Origin of the sequence: Marinobacter sp. MA (assembly GCF_048298425.1) — a bacterium.
Taxonomy (GTDB): Bacteria; Pseudomonadota; Gammaproteobacteria; order Pseudomonadales; family Oleiphilaceae; genus Marinobacter; species Marinobacter salsuginis.
Genome location: NZ_CP103058.1, coordinates 1243876 through 1260687, shown reverse-complemented (window position 1 = coordinate 1260687; position 16812 = coordinate 1243876). Strand labels below are relative to the sequence as shown.

18 protein-coding genes are annotated in these 16812 nt (G+C 57.9%); 10 read left to right on the top strand and 8 right to left on the bottom strand.

The window, feature by feature from the left end:
• Positions 1-124: 124 nt before the first annotated feature.
• On the top strand, positions 125-331 hold the full coding sequence (locus NUW46_RS05920; protein WP_069184192.1) for a cold-shock protein: 207 nt from the start codon (positions 125-127) through the stop codon (positions 329-331).
• A 90-nt stretch (positions 332-421) separates the two neighbouring features.
• Here NUW46_RS05920 and NUW46_RS05915 read toward each other — a convergent pair whose 3' ends face one another.
• Positions 422-901 carry an Lrp/AsnC family transcriptional regulator gene (locus NUW46_RS05915; RefSeq protein ID WP_136631644.1) on the bottom strand — a complete coding sequence of 160 codons (480 nt, stop codon included), beginning with the start codon at positions 899-901 and terminating at the stop codon, positions 422-424.
• Between the two features lie 157 nt (positions 902-1058).
• Between NUW46_RS05915 and NUW46_RS05910 the strand changes: the two genes are divergently transcribed.
• The 4 genes from NUW46_RS05910 to NUW46_RS05895 all read left to right on the top strand — a co-directional run bounded on the left by NUW46_RS05910 (position 1059) and on the right by NUW46_RS05895 (position 7754).
• A complete protein-coding gene (locus NUW46_RS05910; RefSeq protein ID WP_418141618.1) occupies positions 1059-4577 on the top strand; it encodes an indolepyruvate ferredoxin oxidoreductase family protein in 3519 nt (1172 codons plus the stop codon).
• The gene (locus tag NUW46_RS05905) at positions 4570-5757 is read left to right on the top strand and encodes an aromatic amino acid transaminase (RefSeq protein ID WP_418141617.1); all 1188 of its coding nucleotides are present in this window, start codon (positions 4570-4572) and stop codon (positions 5755-5757) included. The genes NUW46_RS05910 and NUW46_RS05905 overlap by 8 nt, the downstream gene beginning before the upstream one ends.
• Positions 5758-5812: 55 nt before the next feature.
• Positions 5813-7195, top strand: coding sequence for a sodium-dependent transporter (locus NUW46_RS05900; protein WP_418141616.1), 1383 nt, complete (start codon positions 5813-5815; stop codon positions 7193-7195).
• Positions 7196-7334: 139 nt separating this feature from the next.
• Positions 7335-7754 (top strand): universal stress protein, encoded by a 420-nt coding sequence (locus NUW46_RS05895; protein ID WP_069184187.1) that lies wholly within the window; start codon positions 7335-7337, stop codon positions 7752-7754.
• A 22-nt stretch (positions 7755-7776) separates the two neighbouring features.
• Here the strand turns inward: NUW46_RS05895 and NUW46_RS05890 are convergent, their stop codons facing one another.
• On the bottom strand, positions 7777-8637 hold the full coding sequence (locus tag NUW46_RS05890; protein ID WP_418141615.1) for a DUF6544 family protein: 861 nt from the start codon (positions 8635-8637) through the stop codon (positions 7777-7779).
• 106 nt (positions 8638-8743) lie between these two features.
• Between NUW46_RS05890 and NUW46_RS05885 the strand changes: the two genes are divergently transcribed.
• Positions 8744-9598 carry a PA4780 family RIO1-like protein kinase gene (locus NUW46_RS05885; protein ID WP_418141613.1) on the top strand — a complete coding sequence of 285 codons (855 nt, stop codon included), beginning with the start codon at positions 8744-8746 and terminating at the stop codon, positions 9596-9598.
• Positions 9599-9616: 18 nt separating this feature from the next.
• Here the strand turns inward: NUW46_RS05885 and NUW46_RS05880 are convergent, their stop codons facing one another.
• From NUW46_RS05880 to NUW46_RS05870, 3 genes are read right to left on the bottom strand one after another with little or no spacing between them, the layout of a single operon-like run.
• Positions 9617-10087 (bottom strand): MaoC family dehydratase, encoded by a 471-nt coding sequence (locus NUW46_RS05880; protein WP_418141612.1) that lies wholly within the window; start codon positions 10085-10087, stop codon positions 9617-9619.
• Between the two features lie 27 nt (positions 10088-10114).
• Positions 10115-10570 carry a CopD family protein gene (locus NUW46_RS05875; RefSeq protein WP_418141611.1) on the bottom strand — a complete coding sequence of 152 codons (456 nt, stop codon included), beginning with the start codon at positions 10568-10570 and terminating at the stop codon, positions 10115-10117.
• Between the two features lie 35 nt (positions 10571-10605).
• Positions 10606-11277 (bottom strand): SDR family oxidoreductase, encoded by a 672-nt coding sequence (locus tag NUW46_RS05870; RefSeq protein WP_418141610.1) that lies wholly within the window; start codon positions 11275-11277, stop codon positions 10606-10608.
• 144 nt (positions 11278-11421) lie between these two features.
• Between NUW46_RS05870 and NUW46_RS05865 the strand changes: the two genes are divergently transcribed.
• The gene (locus NUW46_RS05865; RefSeq protein WP_418141609.1) at positions 11422-12252 is read left to right on the top strand and encodes a zinc-dependent peptidase; all 831 of its coding nucleotides are present in this window, start codon (positions 11422-11424) and stop codon (positions 12250-12252) included.
• 64 nt (positions 12253-12316) lie between these two features.
• Positions 12317-12493 carry a DUF2897 family protein gene (locus NUW46_RS05860; RefSeq protein WP_136629612.1) on the top strand — a complete coding sequence of 59 codons (177 nt, stop codon included), beginning with the start codon at positions 12317-12319 and terminating at the stop codon, positions 12491-12493.
• A gap of 36 nt (positions 12494-12529) precedes the next feature.
• Here the strand turns inward: NUW46_RS05860 and NUW46_RS05855 are convergent, their stop codons facing one another.
• The 3 genes from NUW46_RS05855 to NUW46_RS05845 all read right to left on the bottom strand — a co-directional run bounded on the left by NUW46_RS05855 (position 12530) and on the right by NUW46_RS05845 (position 14137).
• A complete protein-coding gene (locus NUW46_RS05855; RefSeq protein ID WP_418141608.1) occupies positions 12530-13039 on the bottom strand; it encodes a copper chaperone PCu(A)C in 510 nt (169 codons plus the stop codon).
• A 146-nt stretch (positions 13040-13185) separates the two neighbouring features.
• A complete protein-coding gene (locus NUW46_RS05850; protein WP_014576332.1) occupies positions 13186-13524 on the bottom strand; it encodes a zinc ribbon domain-containing protein YjdM in 339 nt (112 codons plus the stop codon).
• Between the two features lie 40 nt (positions 13525-13564).
• On the bottom strand, positions 13565-14137 hold the full coding sequence (locus NUW46_RS05845; protein ID WP_418141607.1) for a histidine phosphatase family protein: 573 nt from the start codon (positions 14135-14137) through the stop codon (positions 13565-13567).
• 284 nt (positions 14138-14421) lie between these two features.
• Between NUW46_RS05845 and NUW46_RS05840 the strand changes: the two genes are divergently transcribed.
• Together NUW46_RS05840 and NUW46_RS05835 are read left to right on the top strand one after the other, a co-directional pair.
• Positions 14422-14874, top strand: coding sequence for a YaiI/YqxD family protein (locus tag NUW46_RS05840; protein ID WP_069184176.1), 453 nt, complete (start codon positions 14422-14424; stop codon positions 14872-14874).
• A 102-nt stretch (positions 14875-14976) separates the two neighbouring features.
• Positions 14977-16779: an ABC transporter ATP-binding protein gene (locus tag NUW46_RS05835; protein WP_418141606.1), complete on the top strand. Its 1803-nt coding sequence runs from the start codon at positions 14977-14979 to the stop codon at positions 16777-16779.
• The last annotated feature ends 33 nt before the right edge of the window (positions 16780-16812 follow it).

The following is a 16812-nucleotide window of genomic DNA, read 5'->3' as shown; positions in this document are numbered from 1 at the left end:
CTGTAATAAGTAGCTTGTCCTGTTTTTGATCCCGCCAGTTTTTTGTTTCCCGCATACCGCCGATCAATGATCACGAATGATGATCTGACGGCACACTAAATGATTGAAATCAGGAAAGAATACTATGTCTACAGTTACCGGCAACGTTAAGTTTTTCAACGAAGCAAAAGGTTTTGGTTTTATTACTCGCGAAGGCGGCCCGGACGTTTTCGTTCACTACAGCGCCATTCAGGGCGGCGGTTTCAAGACTCTGGCTGAAGGCCAGCAGGTCGAGTTCACCGTTACCCAGGGCCAGAAAGGTCCCCAGGCGGAGAACGTAGTCGCTCTTTGATCTATAAAGAGATGCTCTGCAAATAGCAGACGACACGTTAAGAAAAAGGCAGCCGAGGCTGCCTTTTTTCGTTGTTGCTCCCAACCAAACCTACTGCATCCCCTCCACCGGAATCGTTTCGGTGTTCTTTATCTCCCGCAAGGCAAAGTTTGAATTCACCTGGGCAATGCCCTGTAGGGTGAAGATCTTTTCGTTCAGGAACCGATCATAACTGGCCATGTCCGGAACGATGACCCTGAGCACAAAGTCGGCATTCCCGGTCACCGCGAAACACTGAAGCACCTCCGGGTAACTGCTCACCTGCTGCTCGATCTCCGCGGTGCTATCGATGTTATGCCGCTGCAGTGACAAATTGACCAGTACGCACAGGCCCTGACCAATGCGCTCCGGATCCACTCTGGCGCTGTATCCCTGAATCACGCCGCTTTCTTCAAGTGTCCGCACGCGGCGCCAGCAAGCGGCCGGTGACAACCCCACCTGCTCTGCCAGCAACTGGTTACTGATGCGCCCATCCTGCTGCAGTGCCGAGAGGATTTTCCGGTCCAACTTGTCCAACTCCACCTGTTTCATTTGGTAACACCTGATTTTAATCAAAGGTTCTTTCTCTTTATTGTCATTTATCAAAGAACCTTTCGCAAACTCTCAAAACCCTCACCCAATAAGCAAGCACCTTTTGCGGACTTCCCTCTAGAATTTTGGTCATAAAACGCACAAAAAGGAGGGCGCCATGTCCGCCGATACCCCCCAGCTCGACAATTACAAACTCGAGGACCGTTACTTGCGGGAATCCGGCCGGGTTTTCCTGACCGGCACGCAGGCCCTGGTTCGAATTCCCCTGATGCAGGCCGCCCTGGATCGAAAACAGGGATTGAACACCGCAGGCATGGTCAGTGGCTACCGGGGCTCCCCCCTCGGTGCCGTCGATCAGGCGCTCTGGCAGGCCAAGGGCCTGCTGGACGAGAACCGGATCGATTTCGTTCCCGCCATCAACGAGGATCTCGCCGCGACGATCATGCTGGGGACCCAGCAGGTGGAGACCGATGAAGACCGGCAGGTGGATGGGGTTTTCGGCCTCTGGTATGGCAAGGGCCCGGGCGTGGATCGGGCCGGCGATGCCCTGAAACACGGCACCACCTACGGTTCCTCGCCTCATGGCGGTGTGCTGGTCGTGGCGGGTGACGACCACGGCTGCGTGTCATCGTCCATGCCCCATCAGTCCGATGTGGCGTTTATGAGCTTCTTCATGCCGACGATCAACCCGGCCAATATCGCCGAGTACCTGGAGTTCGGCCTCTGGGGTTACGCCCTGTCCCGCTACAGCGGCTGCTGGGTCGGTTTCAAGGCAATCTCGGAAACCGTGGAAAGCGCGGCGTCTGTCGAAATCCCGCCGGAACCGGATTTCATCACGCCGGATGACTTCACCGCCCCTGAAAGCGGTTTGCATTACCGTTGGCCGGATCTGCCGGGTCCGCAACTGGAAACCCGCATCGAACACAAGCTTGCGGCCGTTCAGGCCTTTGCCCGCGCCAACCGCATCGACCGTTGCCTGTTCGATAACAAACAAGCCCGCTTCGGCATTGTCACTACCGGCAAGAGCCATCTGGACCTGCTTGAAGCCCTGGACCTGCTGGGCATTGATGAAGACAAGGCCCGGGACATGGGGCTGGATATCTACAAGGTTGGCATGGTCTGGCCCCTGGAGCGTCGCGGCATCCTGGACTTCGTGCACGGCAAGGAAGAAGTCCTGGTGATCGAGGAAAAGCGCGGCATTATTGAGAGCCAGATCAAGGAATACATGTCCGAGCCGGACCGTCCCGGCGAGGTTCTGATCACCGGCAAGCAGGACGAACTGGGCAGACCGCTGATCCCCTACGTTGGTGAACTGAGTCCCAAACTGGTTGCTGGCTTTCTGGCCGCCCGTCTAGGGCGCTTTTTCTCGGTGGACTTCAGCGAGCGGATGGCAGAGATCAGCGCCATGACCAACGCCCAGGACCCCGGTGGCGTCAAGCGTATGCCCTACTTCTGCTCCGGCTGCCCCCACAATACCTCCACAAAGGTTCCGGAGGGGAGCAAGGCCCTGGCCGGCATCGGCTGCCACTTCATGGCCTCCTGGATGGGTCGTAACACGGAATCCCTCATCCAGATGGGTGGCGAAGGCGTCAACTGGATTGGCAAGAGCCGCTATACCGGCAACCCCCACGTGTTCCAGAACCTGGGTGAAGGCACCTACTTCCACTCCGGTTCCATGGCGATTCGCCAGGCGGTGGCCGCCGGCATCAACATTACCTACAAGATCCTGTTCAACGACGCCGTGGCGATGACCGGCGGTCAGCCCGTGGACGGGCAGATCACCGTCGACAGGATTGCCCAGCAAATGGCAGCAGAAGGGGTAAAGCGGGTTGTCGTGCTCAGCGATGAGCCGGAGAAGTACGATGACCATCATGATCTGTTCCCCAAGGATGTCACCTTCCACGATCGATCCGAGCTCGACCAGGTGCAGCGTGAATTGCGCGACATCCCTGGCTGTACTGTTCTGATCTACGACCAGACCTGTGCTGCCGAGAAGCGCCGCCGGCGCAAGTGCAAGCAGTTCCCGGATCCGGCCAAGCGGGCCTTTATCAACCACCATGTGTGCGAGGGCTGCGGCGACTGCTCGGTACAGTCCAACTGCCTTTCGGTTGTACCCCGCAAGACGGAACTGGGGCGCAAGCGGAAGATCGACCAGTCCTCGTGCAACAAGGACTTCTCCTGCGTCAACGGCTTCTGCCCCAGTTTCGTTACCATTGAAGGTGGGCAGCTACGCAAATCCCGGGGCGTGGACACCGGCTCCGTACTCACCCGCAAGTTGGCTGACATTCCAGCTCCGAAATTACCGGAGATGAGCGGCTCCTACGATCTGCTCGTGGGCGGTGTCGGCGGCACGGGCGTAGTGACCGTAGGACAGCTGATCACCATGGCCGCCCATCTGGAATCCCGCGGTGCCTCGGTACTGGATTTCATGGGCTTCGCCCAGAAAGGCGGGACGGTACTGAGCTACGTGCGCATGGCACCGTCTCCGGACAAGCTCCATCAGGTGCGGATCAGCAATGGCCAGGCCGATGCGGTCATCGCCTGCGACCTGGTGGTGGCGTCTTCCCAGAAGGCCCTGAGCGTGCTCCGGCCAAACCACACACGGATTGTCGCGAACGAGGCGGAACTGCCGACTGCCGACTACGTGCTCTTCCGCGACGCCGATATGAAGGCCGACAAGCGCCTTGGGCTACTGAAGAACGCCGTGGGCGAGGATCACTTCGACCAGCTGGACGCCAACGGTATCGCTGAAAAGCTGATGGGCGACACCGTGTTCTCCAACGTGATGATGCTCGGTTTTGCCTGGCAGAAAGGCCTGCTGCCCCTGTCAGAGGCGGGTCTGATGAAAGCCATCGAACTCAATGGCGTCGCCATCGACAGGAACAAGGAAGCCTTCGGCTGGGGCCGTCTGGCAGCCGTGGATCCGAGCGCTGTCACCGATCTGCTGGACGACAACAACGCCCAGGTGGTCGAGGTTAAGCCCGAACCAACCCTGGACGAGCTGATCAACACCCGTCACAAGCATCTGATCAACTACCAGAACCAGCGCTGGGCCGACCAATACCGGGACGCCGTTGCCGGAGTCCGCAAGGCCGAGGAAGCCCTCGGTGAAACCAATCTTCTGCTGACCCGCGCAGTGGCCCAACAGCTGTATCGGTTTATGGCCTACAAGGATGAGTACGAAGTGGCCCGACTGTTTGCCGAAACCGACTTCATGAAAGAGGTCAAGGAAACCTTCGAAGGGGATTACAAGGTTCATTTCCACCTCGCCCCGCCACTGCTCAGCGGTGAAACCGATGCCCAGGGTCGCCCGAAAAAGCGCCGTTTTGGCCCCTGGATGTTCCGGGCTTTCCGACTTCTGGCCAAACTTCGCGGCCTGCGAGGAACCGCAGTGGACCCGTTCAGCTACTCCGCAGACCGCAAGCTTGATCGCGCCATGCTGAAGGACTACCAGAACCTGGTTGCGCGAATTTGCCGTGAACTCAATGCCAGCAACTACGAAACCTTCCTGCAACTGGCAGAACTGCCCGCTGATGTCCGGGGCTACGGTCCTGTCAGGGAACAGGCGGCAGAGAGCATCCTTGAAAAACAGACACAGCTGATCAAGGCGCTCGACACCGGTCGCCCGACGCTGATCCGCACGCAACAGGCCGACAAGGAGGCAAACCATGTTTGAAGCGCTCCAGCCCCTGCCTCAGGATCCGATCCTGAAGCTGATGCAGACCTTCCGCGAGGACACCCGGCCCGACAAGGTAGATCTGGGCATCGGCGTCTACAAGGATGATGCCGGCAATACGCCCATCATGGCCGCCGTGCACGAAGCGGAACGTCGCCTGCTTGAGGGAGAAACCACCAAGAGCTACGTGGGGCCTGCCGGTTCTGCCGGCTTCAACAGTGCCATGGCGGAGTTGATTCTGGGCAGCAACAGCCCGCTGATCCGGGACGACCGTGTATCGGTAATACAGACGCCGGGTGGCTGCGGCGCATTGCGCATGGCCGCCGAATTCCTTCGCCTGTGCAAGGCGGATACAAAAGTCTGGGTCAGCACGCCCACCTGGGCCAACCACCTCCCCCTGCTGGGTGGCGCCGGCATGACCATTCGCGAATATCCCTACCTCAATCCACAGACGCTGCAGGTAGACTTCGGCGCCATGCTGGAAACCCTGGAAGAGGCCGACGCGGGCGATGTGGTGCTGCTACACGGTTGCTGCCACAACCCGTCTGGCGCCGACCTGAGCTTGGCCCAGTGGCAGGAAGTGACCAGCCTGATCCAGCGTAAGGGCCTGTTGCCCTTTGTGGATATGGCCTATCAGGGCCTTGGCGAGGGCCTGGATGCAGATGCGGCGGGCCTGCGGCATCTGGCCAGTGCGGTACCGGAAATGCTGGTAGCAGCGTCGTGCTCCAAAAACTTTGGACTTTATCGGGAGCGCACCGGCGCTCTCGCATTGATTTCGGGAACAGCATCGGTGAACGCAGCTGCCACCAGTCAACTGCTCAGCGTTATCCGGTCCCACTATTCGATGCCGCCCGCCCATGGTGCCGCGATTGTGGAGACCATCCTCGGCGATGACGGCCTGCGATCCCGGTGGCAGCAGGAGCTTGACGGCATGTGCGAGCGCATCCTGCACCTGCGCCACGCCTTTGCTGACGCACTCGCGCCGGTGGGAGACTTCAGCTTCATCGCCCGTCAGCGGGGCATGTTCTCGTTCCTCGGTATCAGCCCCGAGCAGGTTAGCGAATTACGCAAGGAGCATGGCATCTACATGCTCGACAGCAGCCGGGTGAATGTCGCCGGCCTGAATGACCGCGTTTTGCCACAAGTCACTTCAGCCCTGCGCGAGGTGCTCGGCAAGTAATTTCTGTTGAGACAATAACCATCAATCCGACAAAAACAATTAGCCGGAGAAAAGAATGAGTGAGAGTACCCAACCACACCAGCAGGCCAACAACCTCTGGTCTTCACGGATGGCGTTTATCCTGGCCGCTGCCGGCTCGGCGGTAGGCCTCGGGAATATCTGGAAGTTTCCATACATTACCGGAGAGAACGGCGGCGGCGCCTTCGTTCTGATTTACCTGGCCTGCATCTTCCTGATTGGTGTGCCGGTTCTGATTGCCGAGACCATGATTGGCCGCCGGGGCGGACAGAGCCCTGTAGCGACCATGCGCACCCTGACCAGAACCGAAGGCACCGCCAGAGGCTGGAGAGCGATCGGCTGGAATGGCGTTATTGCCTCGTTCCTGGTTCTGTCTTTTTACGCCGTGATTGGCGGCTGGGCGCTGGTCTATATCGGCAAGGCTGCAACCGGACTGTTTACCGGTGCCGATGCCGAGGCCATTGGCGGCCAGTTCGGCGGGTTGCTGGCCAATCCCTGGGAACTGCTGATGTGGCATTCCGTCTTCATGGCCATCGTCGTGTTTATCGTCGGTCGGGGCATTCGCTCCGGGCTTGAGAAAGCCGTGAACATGCTTATGCCATTGCTGTTCGTGCTGCTGATTGCGATGGTAATCTACGCCATGAACAGCGGCAGCTTTGGCCGGGCCGTGAGTTTCATGTTCTCGCCGGACTTCAGCAAGCTCACCACCGCTGGTGTTCTGACCGCCCTGGGGCACGCCGCATTCACCCTGAGCATCGGCATTGGTGTTCTGATGGCCTACGGCTCTTACCTGCCAAAAACGGTGAACATTGCCAGAACCGCCATGACCATTGCCGTTCTGGACACCAGCGTCGCCCTTCTTGCGGGGCTCGCCATCTTTCCGCTGGTATTTGCCAATGGCCTGGAACCTGGCGCCGGCCCCGGCCTGATCTTTGTAACCCTGCCACTGGCCTTTGGCCAGATGAGTGGTGGCGCTCTGTTTGGCACCATTTTCTTCGCACTGCTACTGGTCGCAGCCATCACGTCGGCCATTTCCATGTTGGAGCCGGTGGTAGAGTGGCTGGAGGAACACAAAGGCGTCAGCCGGGCGAAAAGCGCGCTTGGTGGTGGCCTCGCGATCTGGTTTATCGGTATCGGTACCGTGCTGTCGTTCAACGTCTGGGATAGCGTGCATCCGCTCGGCTTCATCCCGTTCTTCGAGGGCAAGACGGTGTTCGACCTGCTCGACTTCCTGGTCTCCAACCTGATGATGCCACTCGGCGGGCTGGCCATTGCCCTGTTTGCCGGATGGGCAATGAAACGTGAAGGCCTGCCGGCCGATATTGGTCTACAGGGAAGCAGCTACAGGGCATTCATGTTCATTCTTCGATACCTGACGCCTGCGGGGATCGCCGTGGTGTTTCTTTACAACCTGGTGTAACGGTAACCAGGCACCTTAGACCGCAACAGCCCGGTGAACTTCACCGGGCTTTTTTTGACATACCTGAAAGGGTACTGCCAATCTGGGTTCAGGACAGAAGACCAATGTTCTGCATCTCAGGCGGAAAAGGAGAACTCGTATGTACAGCAAGATACTCGTTCCGGTCGACCTCGCCCATACCGATAAAATGGTCAAGGCGCTCAATACCTCCATTGATATTGCCAAACACTACAACGCCACCCTGTGCTACGTAAGCGTGACAAACAGCACCCCGGGAGCGGCTGCCCATAACCCGAAAGAGCTTGCCGAGAAGCTGAGTGTGTTCGCGGAAGAGCAGGGGAAATCCCATGGGATCGACACCGACAGCATGGTGATTGAATCTGCTGATACGGCCGTAGAGCTTGATGACAAGTTGCTTGAGGCGATCAAAACAACCGGCACTGACCTGGTGGTGATGGCCTCACATCCTCCGGGAATTGGCGACCGGCTACACATTCTCCACTCGAACGGCGCCAATATCGTCAAACACAGTGATATTTCGGTATTTGTTGTTCGTTAAAGATAGCGGGGCATCCGTGGCCCTATTCCGGGTGCCCGATTGCGTCATGCTTCGGAAATTCGATGTCCGTTACGCTTGCAATGAAGAAAGGAAAATAATTTTCCGTGGCGAAGAAGTTCCCGGCTTCCACCCGGGTCGGTAAATGAAACCCGTCAAACTCCCGAAACTCTGACAGGTAGCCGCCAAAGGGCTGCAAGCGATGGACTTTTTCCGAATTCGCGTTGGTCCACCTGTCAAAATTCACCTGGAGCGGCCGGCCGTCCTCGGCCACCACAACATCCACTGCCTGCTCCATACCGTTATGGCGGACAATCACACGCGCCGTATTGACATCAACAAGCTCCCACTTGACCCCCTGGCCCGGCAGCAGGGCTGCGGGTGTCCAGAACACCGACTCTGCCACATAGCGACCGAAAGCCGAACGGGTGTGATCCGCATCTCCGCCCATCCTGGCCACTGGCAACAAACCCATCAGCCAGAACCGCGTCCACTTTTCGGTGTCTGAGCCAGAAACCCTCAGGGCGCCACGGCTGGCACCCATCTTCCACACAAAGCCTTCGGGCATGGCCAGAACCTGTGAGGCCTGCATATCCATGTAGTCGGGCGACTCCCGATTGCCCATGCCAAACTTCCCGGTCATCGATATCCGCGCCACGGTATACAGAGGTGTACCAGGCTGAATGGTGTACCGGAAATAGCGCTGGGCAGGCTCCGGCAGTCCCTCCAGAAGAGAAACATCAAAGCACTCTGGTGCAGTTGGTTGCAGAGCCGCCAACCTGGCCATGGCGGCATGATCCGAAGCGTGGTCGGTCTGGCGCCAGAACCAGAGGGCCAAGGCAGTTGCGACCAGCACAATCAACAGGATCAGGAAAAAGATTTTCATGTAAGCTATGCTCCGTAGCAGTCATTGTCCCTGCCCTGCCAAGATCCAGCCTTGTTCCAGATCAATCAACGCGGCTGGCCGACTCACTTTCCGCCTGAAAGGTTTTATGAAAGTACCGAAGAGATTACAACCGCTTGTGGATGACGGCATGGTGGATGAGGTGCTCTACCAGCTGATGAGCGGTAAGGAAGCGCAGGTTTATGTGGTGCGCTGTGGCAATCAGACCCGCTGCGCCAAGGTTTTCAAGGAAGCCGCCAAGCGAAGCTTCAAGCAGGCGGTGGAGTACCAGGAAGGTCGAAAGGTCCGGAACAGCCGCCGGGCCCGGGCCATGAGCAAGAAAACCAGGTACGGGCAGAAGGAACAGGAAGACGCCTGGCTCAACGCCGAGGTAGACGCCCTCTACCGGCTTGCCGCCGCCGGTGTCCGGGTTCCCGAACCCCTGGGCTTCGTGGACGGTGTACTGCTGATGGAGCTGGTGACGGATGAAGATGGCCGGGCCGCGCCCAGGCTGGATGATGTTACGCTCTCCCCGGAACAGGCCCGCGACTTCCACGGCCAGATTATCCGCGAGGTCGTCCGCATGTTGAGTGCCGGTCTGATCCATGGGGATCTCTCGGAATTCAACGTTCTGATCGATGCCAACGGACCGGTCATCATTGATCTCCCCCAGGCAGTCAATGCAGCCGGGAATAATAACGCGGAGCGCATGCTGGAGCGCGATGTGGACAATATGCGCCGGTATTTTGGCCGATTCGCGCCGGAACTTTTGAATACCGATTACGGCAAGGAGATCTGGGCGCTCTACGAGTCAGGCGAACTGCACCCGGACAGCAAGCTCACCGGCTGCTTCCAGCACGATGATACCTCTGCCAACGTTGACGAACTGATGGAAATCATCGATGCGGCAAAAGAGGAACAATGGGAGCGACAGGAACGCGTGAGGGACGCCGAGGAGGACTGAGGCCTCGGCCGGCGCTGGTCAGCCGGCAGAGGCGGTTTTCTCTGCGCTGATCATTGCTGACATCACCTGCTGTTCCCTGGGCCCCGGAAGAACACCCGTCAACCAGGCTTCGATGACCGGCTCTCCGTGTTGATTCGAGAGAATCGCTTCGGCCCGGGCCCGATTACGCTCATCCACCTCGGTGATGGTGAACACACAGGTGATGGTATCGCCAAAATACACCGGCCGGCGGAAGCGAAAATTCATGCCGGACGCCAGCCAGCCGATCTGCCCGCCCACTTCCGTGATCATTCCTCCAACCAGCAGGCCATGGCAGATCTTGCCCTGCAGATTCTTCGCTTGCGCGAATTCATCGCTGTAATGGACCGGATTCTGATCGCGACTGATCTCGCCGAAGTAAAGAGTCTCTTCTTCAGTGAAGGTGCGCACCAGAGTGAACGAATCCCCGGTTTTCAGGCCGGCAATGGCTCTCTTTCGAATATCAGACATGATATCGGCCCCTCATCGCCCAGCCGGTCACAGGTACCGACCGCCAGACCCTATCGCGACCACAATCAGGCCGAGGATCAGATTGATACCGACCAGCCGACGGATTTTTCCCACCTGAACACCACCAGCCTGGGGATCCTTGTTTGCCACCGCCTGCTTGAGCCGCCGGAAAGGCGCAAAATACACGTGGAAGTAGATCAGCATCATCACGAGGCCGAGCGTCTGCATGGCGTGGATGTGCCAGCCAGCACCAGCCATACCGCCAAACACACTGAAAATCATCCAGTAACCGGTGACCAGGAGCAAAACAACCGAGAGCCACACCCAGCGAAAGAACCGCTCAAGTGTCTTGGCCCAGAGAACGCCGCGGTGCGAGGCATCTACAACCTCAACAACGGCCGGGCGCATCGCTATGTAGGCGTAGAACATGCCGCCAACCCAGATCACTGCGGAAAGAACGTGCAGTGCAATTGCCAGACTCATCTGAATAATCCTTCCAATTAAAGTAAGCCGCTAATCTACCACGGCAGTTCTTCGCCATTGCTATGCCAGAATGACCCCGTGTTATCGAGGGTCAGGCCATCAATGCGTTCTGCCAGGCCCTTTGCCGATTCCTCGGGAGTGATCAACCCGCCAAAATTCACCATGCGGGTTTTAACGTAGCCCGGATGCAATTGTGCCACGGCGATACCCCGGGGCTTCAGATCCATCGCCAGGGACTTGCCGAAAGCATTGAGCGCTGCCTTGGAGGCGCGGTACCCGTAGCGGCCGCCTGAGTCATTGTCTGCGATAGAGCCCATGCGACTGGTAACGTTGGCGATTTTGCCTCCCGAGGGAATCTGGTCAACCAGCGCTTCAGCCACCCTAAGCGGGGCATAGGCGTTTATTTCCATCTGCGTTCGAATGGAATCAAAGTCGATGCGGCCCAGCTTCTCATCCTGAAGCAGACCGGCATTATTGATCAGCAGGTCGATGTGCTCGCCTTCCAGTCCTGCCTTGAGTCTTGCCACGCCCTCATCAGTCGTCACATCAACTCTGTCAATGATCCGTGCCGCGACCTCTTTCAACTCCGGCGAAGCTTCCCGACACACGCCGATCACCGAGCAGCCGCGGCTTGCGTACAGCCGGGCAAGCTCCAGACCAATGCCCCGGTTTGCTCCGGTGATCACAACAATGGAATTCTCCGACATATCAACCTCCTTGACGATGAGTGCAGCCCAATCAGCTTTACATCCCCTGCGTTCGAGAACAACCAGCAATACGCAACCTCGCCCCTCGCAGATGGGATTTTTCTGTAAGATAGGGCTAACCCATAAACGGTCGCCGGGAGCGCCATGTCAGCAGCACTTGTTTTCGCAGTCTTTGCAGTGACCCTGATCGCGGCCACCATTTTTTACCTTTTCTTCTACCGCACCTGGCGGAGAGAGCGGGAACTGAGAGCCCCCTTTCCAGCCCCGTGGCGCCATCATCTTGAGGAGAGCGTGCCGCTTTACCGGCAGCTTCCTGAAACCCTGAAGCAGACGTTGGAGCAGCGGGTACAGCTTTTTCTCGCCGAAAAAGAATTCTATGGCTGTGACGGCTTTGAAGTGGACGACAGGGTTAGAGTGACCATTGCTGGCCACGCCTGCTTGCTCATTCTTGCCCGCCCATACTCGGACTTTGACGAGGTAAGCAGCATTCTGGTCTATCCCGACGCCTATCATGTCAGAGACATTGAAAGCGACGGACTGGTTGTCAGCGAAAGCCACGAAATACGTGCCGGCGAGGCTTCAAGCCGGGGTCAGGTGGTTCTGGCCTGGAAAGAGTGTGAGGAAGCCGCCAGGAATCGGCACAGCAGCCACAATGTGATACTCCATGAATTCGCCCACCAGCTGGACTATCTCGACGGCACCGCGGACGGTGCGCCACCCCTCAGCGGTGAACAGGCCAGGCACTGGCAAACGTCGATGACCCACGCCTACGAACATCTCAGGCACACCCTGCATCACCACCAGAAGCCATGGCTTGACCCCTACGGTGCCACTGAACCGGCCGAATTCTTTGCAGTACTGACTGAGGCGTTTTTCCAGCAACCGAGTCATCTCAAACACGAGCAGCCCGAGGTTTATGCGGCACTGCAAGGGTACTACCGGCTGGACCCGACAACCCTCTGGCAAGATGCCTGACGGTTGTGACAGATGAACGCGTGGTCCACTATGTAGTAAACGGGATCAATTGAGGGAGGTAGACATGCCAGCCATAGGATGGGTCTTCATAATTCTCGCCCTGGCCTTGATCGTCGGCAGCCTGCTGATACTGCGTGACAGTGCACACAGCATGAAAATCTCCGATGAAAAAATGAAGAAGATTCAAGCCAGGAAGGCCGAGATCGAAGCTGAGGAAAGCGCCGAAGACAAGGAGTGGTAGCCCGGTCAGTCTTCAGAACCAAGCCGGGCAGATACGTCAGTGCCCGCTGTGGTCCATTTCCTTGCCGGAGTGGTCCATGCTCTGTTTCTTCATCACCTCGCCATCCAGCGGTTCAACATTGAGCTCAACCTGCATTTCTTGCGCACCCTCAAAACGCAGGGTCAGCGGAATGCTCTCTCCCTCGCGCAACGGGCTTTCCAGTTTTTCCAGCATCAGGTGAAAACTCTGGGGCTTCAACTCAACCGTAGTGCCCGCAGGTATGGGTAGCCCATCTTTTACCGGCGCCATACGCATCACACCATCGTGCATGCTGGTTTCATGAATCGAGACGTTGCCTGCCCGCGGGGTCGCAGCACCTACCAGGGAGATATCACTGCTGCCATTATTGGAGATACTCATATATCCGACTCCCATCGGGGTACCGGGCGGTGTGGGCCGGCTCCAGGGATGATCGACCGTCACAGGACCCTGGCTGTAATCATGGGCCATGGCTGCAGGCGCCACCAGAGCCAATGCCAGCAAAAACACACTCAGGCAGTACTTCATTTCCGGTATTCCTTGTCGATGATGTCGGGGTACAGAATAGAAAGTCAGTCCCATGCATCCAAGTTTTTCAGTGCGACAAATAGCCGCAGATAATCCGGAGAATCACCAACGGAGACAGAGACAGAATCCGGACGCAACGCTGGGAATCAGGCCTTCTTGACAAATTCCGACTTCAGTTTCATGGCACCAATCCCGTCGATCTTGCAGTCGATATCATGATCGCCGTCCACGAGGCGGATATTCTTTACCTTGGTGCCGACTTTAACCACGGAACTGGAGCCCTTTACCTTAAGATCCTTAATGACCGTAACCGTATCACCATCCTGAAGCTCATTGCCGTTGGCGTCGCGAATCATCTTCGCGGCGTCCGCCGCCGCAGCCTCCGCCTCGGACCACTCATGCCCACACTCGGGACAAACCAGTTGAACGCCGTCCTCATAGGTGTACTCGGAACTGCACTGCGGGCATGGGGGAAGCTGCGACATTATCATTTCCTGTTAATTAAATGAGCGCAGCATTATACCATCAACGCCCGGGCGAGACGCGCGCCAGCACCGTAGGATCTTCCGACAAAGGCAAAGCGATAATAGCCCCCTCGTTCGACGACGGGAAAATCCCGGTCAGGCCCGTGATGTTCACCTGATGGGACACAAGAATAGCCGGCGCGCCTTCTTCGAGCTGGTTCACCAGAGTAATCGTCTGTCGCGTCTGAGTTGGCCCGTCGCCACGATTCCGGAAAAACGAATTCAACGACGGCCATTCCGTCACCTCACCCATGTTCATTCCTGTAGCGGTATCCATACAGCGACACCACTGACTGCTGAACACCCGCGCTTCGGTAATGCCGTGGTCCGCCAGAAACGGCTTCCACGCCCGGGCCTGTTCCCGGCCTGTATCGTTCAAATTCCGCTGGGTGCTGCAATCGTTAATATCAAAGTTGCCCGGGTCTCCGGTGCCGGGCGCCAGTGCATGGCGGAGCATAAGCACAGCCCGCCCGTCTCTCAGAGCGTCCCAGGCTTCTTCGTTGTTATCGGCGGCGGAAACGTTGAAACACATGGCGACCGACAGGAATGCGGTGAGGATAGATCTGGCAAGCATAGTTGTTACCTCCTGAAAAAATCCTGTAAAGCTGTGGAATGCGCGGATGAACTGACGATGTCCGATCGAGGCATTGGGAGAGCCCTTCCAAAAATGTTGAAGGCCAAGGATGGCCTGAAACAAGCGCACATGGACGTGCTCGTAGCGGTTTTTGGAAGGGCTCTCCCAATGCCTCCAGCACCAACCTCGAAGGCTTAACAGGAGATACGCGGACAACATCTATCAGGCTCATATAAACAAAAGGTAAACTCTCACCAGAACCAAGCCAAAAGAAAGGAACCACCATGCCAATCTGGGTCGACGCCGACGCCTGCCCCGTCCCAATCCGGGAAATCCTCTGCCGCGCCGCCACCCGCTGGCAAATCGACACCACCTTCATCGCCAACCACGCCATCAACCTGCCCCCGAGCCCCTACATCAAGCGACGCCAGGTCCCCCATGGCTTCGATGTCGCCGACAACGAAATCATGGACCAGATGCAGGAGGGCGACCTGGTGATCACCCAGGACATACCACTGGCCGCAGAGGCCATCGAAAAAGGCGCCGACGTGTTCAACCCCCGGGGCCAGGCCTTCACCAAAGAGAACATCCGCCAGCGCCTGGCCATGCGAAACTTCATGGAAGAAATGCGCAACGCCGGCCAGGTCACCGGCGGGCCAGCCCCCTTCAGCCAGACCGACCGCAAGGAATTCGCCGACAAACTCGACCGCTGGCTCCAAAGAAACGCCCGCAGGTGATAATGATTCTATTTTAAAACCAGAGCAGATCCGCTACCCTTCCCGCCTTACTATTTGCAGGCTCACTTCTGGCCTGCCTGATACACGGGAGAGAAGCGGAGTATGTCCTCACACAGCCACAAAACCACCAGCAGTTTTGCTGCCCTGGCCCGCCTGCTCAGATACGCCCGGGGATATCGCCGGCAGATCATCGCCGCTACAACCTGCTCGATCATCAACAAACTGTTCGATATTGCCCCTGAAATCCTGATCGGCGTCGCCATTGATGTGGTCGTCAACCAGGAAGAAAGCTTTGTGGCAGGCCTGGGCTTTGAAACCGCTCAGGAACAGATCACCATTCTGGCGGTACTCACCTTCTTTATCTGGGCCGGTGAATCCCTGTTCGAATACCTGTTCCAGATCCTCTGGCGCAATCTGGCCCAGCGACTGCAATCGGATCTGCGTCAGGACGCCTACGAGCATGCCCAGCGCCTCGACATGAGCTTCTTCGAGGCCCGCAGCTCTGGTCAGCTGGTGGCCACCATGAACGACGACGTCAACCAGCTAGAGCGCTTCCTTGATGGTGGCGCCAACGCGATGATTCAGGTTCTGGTGACCGTCGTTGCCGTGGGCGCCGTCTTCTTCGTGCTCTCACCACTCATTGCGCTGCTGGCCTTCACTCCCATTCCCCTGATTATCTGGGGCGCCTTCTATTTCCAGCGCAAAGCAGGGCCACTGTATGCCGACGTTCGGGAAAAAGTGGGCGACCTGTCCAGCCGTCTGGCGAACAATCTGGGCGGCATTGCCACCATCAAGAGTTTTACCGCCGAACAACGGGAAGCCAAACGCCTCAAGGAGAGCAGCGAAGCCTACGTAGAGGCCAATCGCCGGGCCATCCGTATCAGCTCCGCGTTTATTCCCGTCATCCGGATGGCTATCCTCGCCGGCTTCCTGGCCACCTTTACGGTGGGCGGCATGATGGCCCTCGAGGGCAGCCTGAACGTGGGTGCCTATGGCGTGCTGGTATTTCTGACCCAGCGCCTGCTCTGGCCGCTGACAGGCCTTGCCGAGGTGATTGACCTGTTCGAGCGTGCCATGGCAAGCACACGCCGGATTCTGGACCTTCTGGCCGAACCCGTGCACGTTCGTGATGAGGGCGGGAAGGCCCTCGAGGCACCGGTAAAAGGCAACGTTGAGCTGGACAAAGTAAGCTTTCACTATCCCTCCAGCGGCGCCGGTATCCGGGATATCAGCCTGACCGTGCCAGCGGGCAACACCCTTGCGCTGGTGGGCGCTACCGGCTCCGGCAAATCCACCCTGATCAAGTTGCTGCTCCGGTTCTACGACCCGAGCAACGGCGAAATCCGCATCGATGGCCAACCCATTCGGGACCTCAGCCTGAATTCCCTGCGCGGCTCGATCGGGCTTGTGAGCCAGGATGTCTATCTGTTCGAGGGCACGATCCGGGAAAACCTGGCTTACGGGAACCCGGTTGCCACCGATGCCGACATCATCGATGCCGCAAAAACCGCGGAAGCCTGGTCCTTCATCGAAGCCCTGCCGGAGGGTCTGGATACACCAGTAGGTGAACGCGGTGTTCGTCTGTCGGGAGGACAGCGGCAACGCCTCTCGCTGGCGCGGGCATTGCTGAAGGACCCGCCCATTCTGGTACTCGATGAAGCCACCAGCGCCGTGGACAACGAAACAGAGGCCGCCATCCAGCGATCCCTGAAGCGCATTGGCCATAACCGGACCGTGATCATGATCGCCCATCGGCTCTCCACGATAGTTGACGCCGACTCCATTGCGGTCATTGAAGGCGGCAAAGTGCTGGAACAGGGAACTCACCGGGAGCTGCTGGAACAGGATGGCGCCTACGCCAACCAATGGCGAGTGCAGACCGGTCAGATCCAGGCTGCCGTTTAACGATATAAATATTGATAGTGATTCGCATTTAAA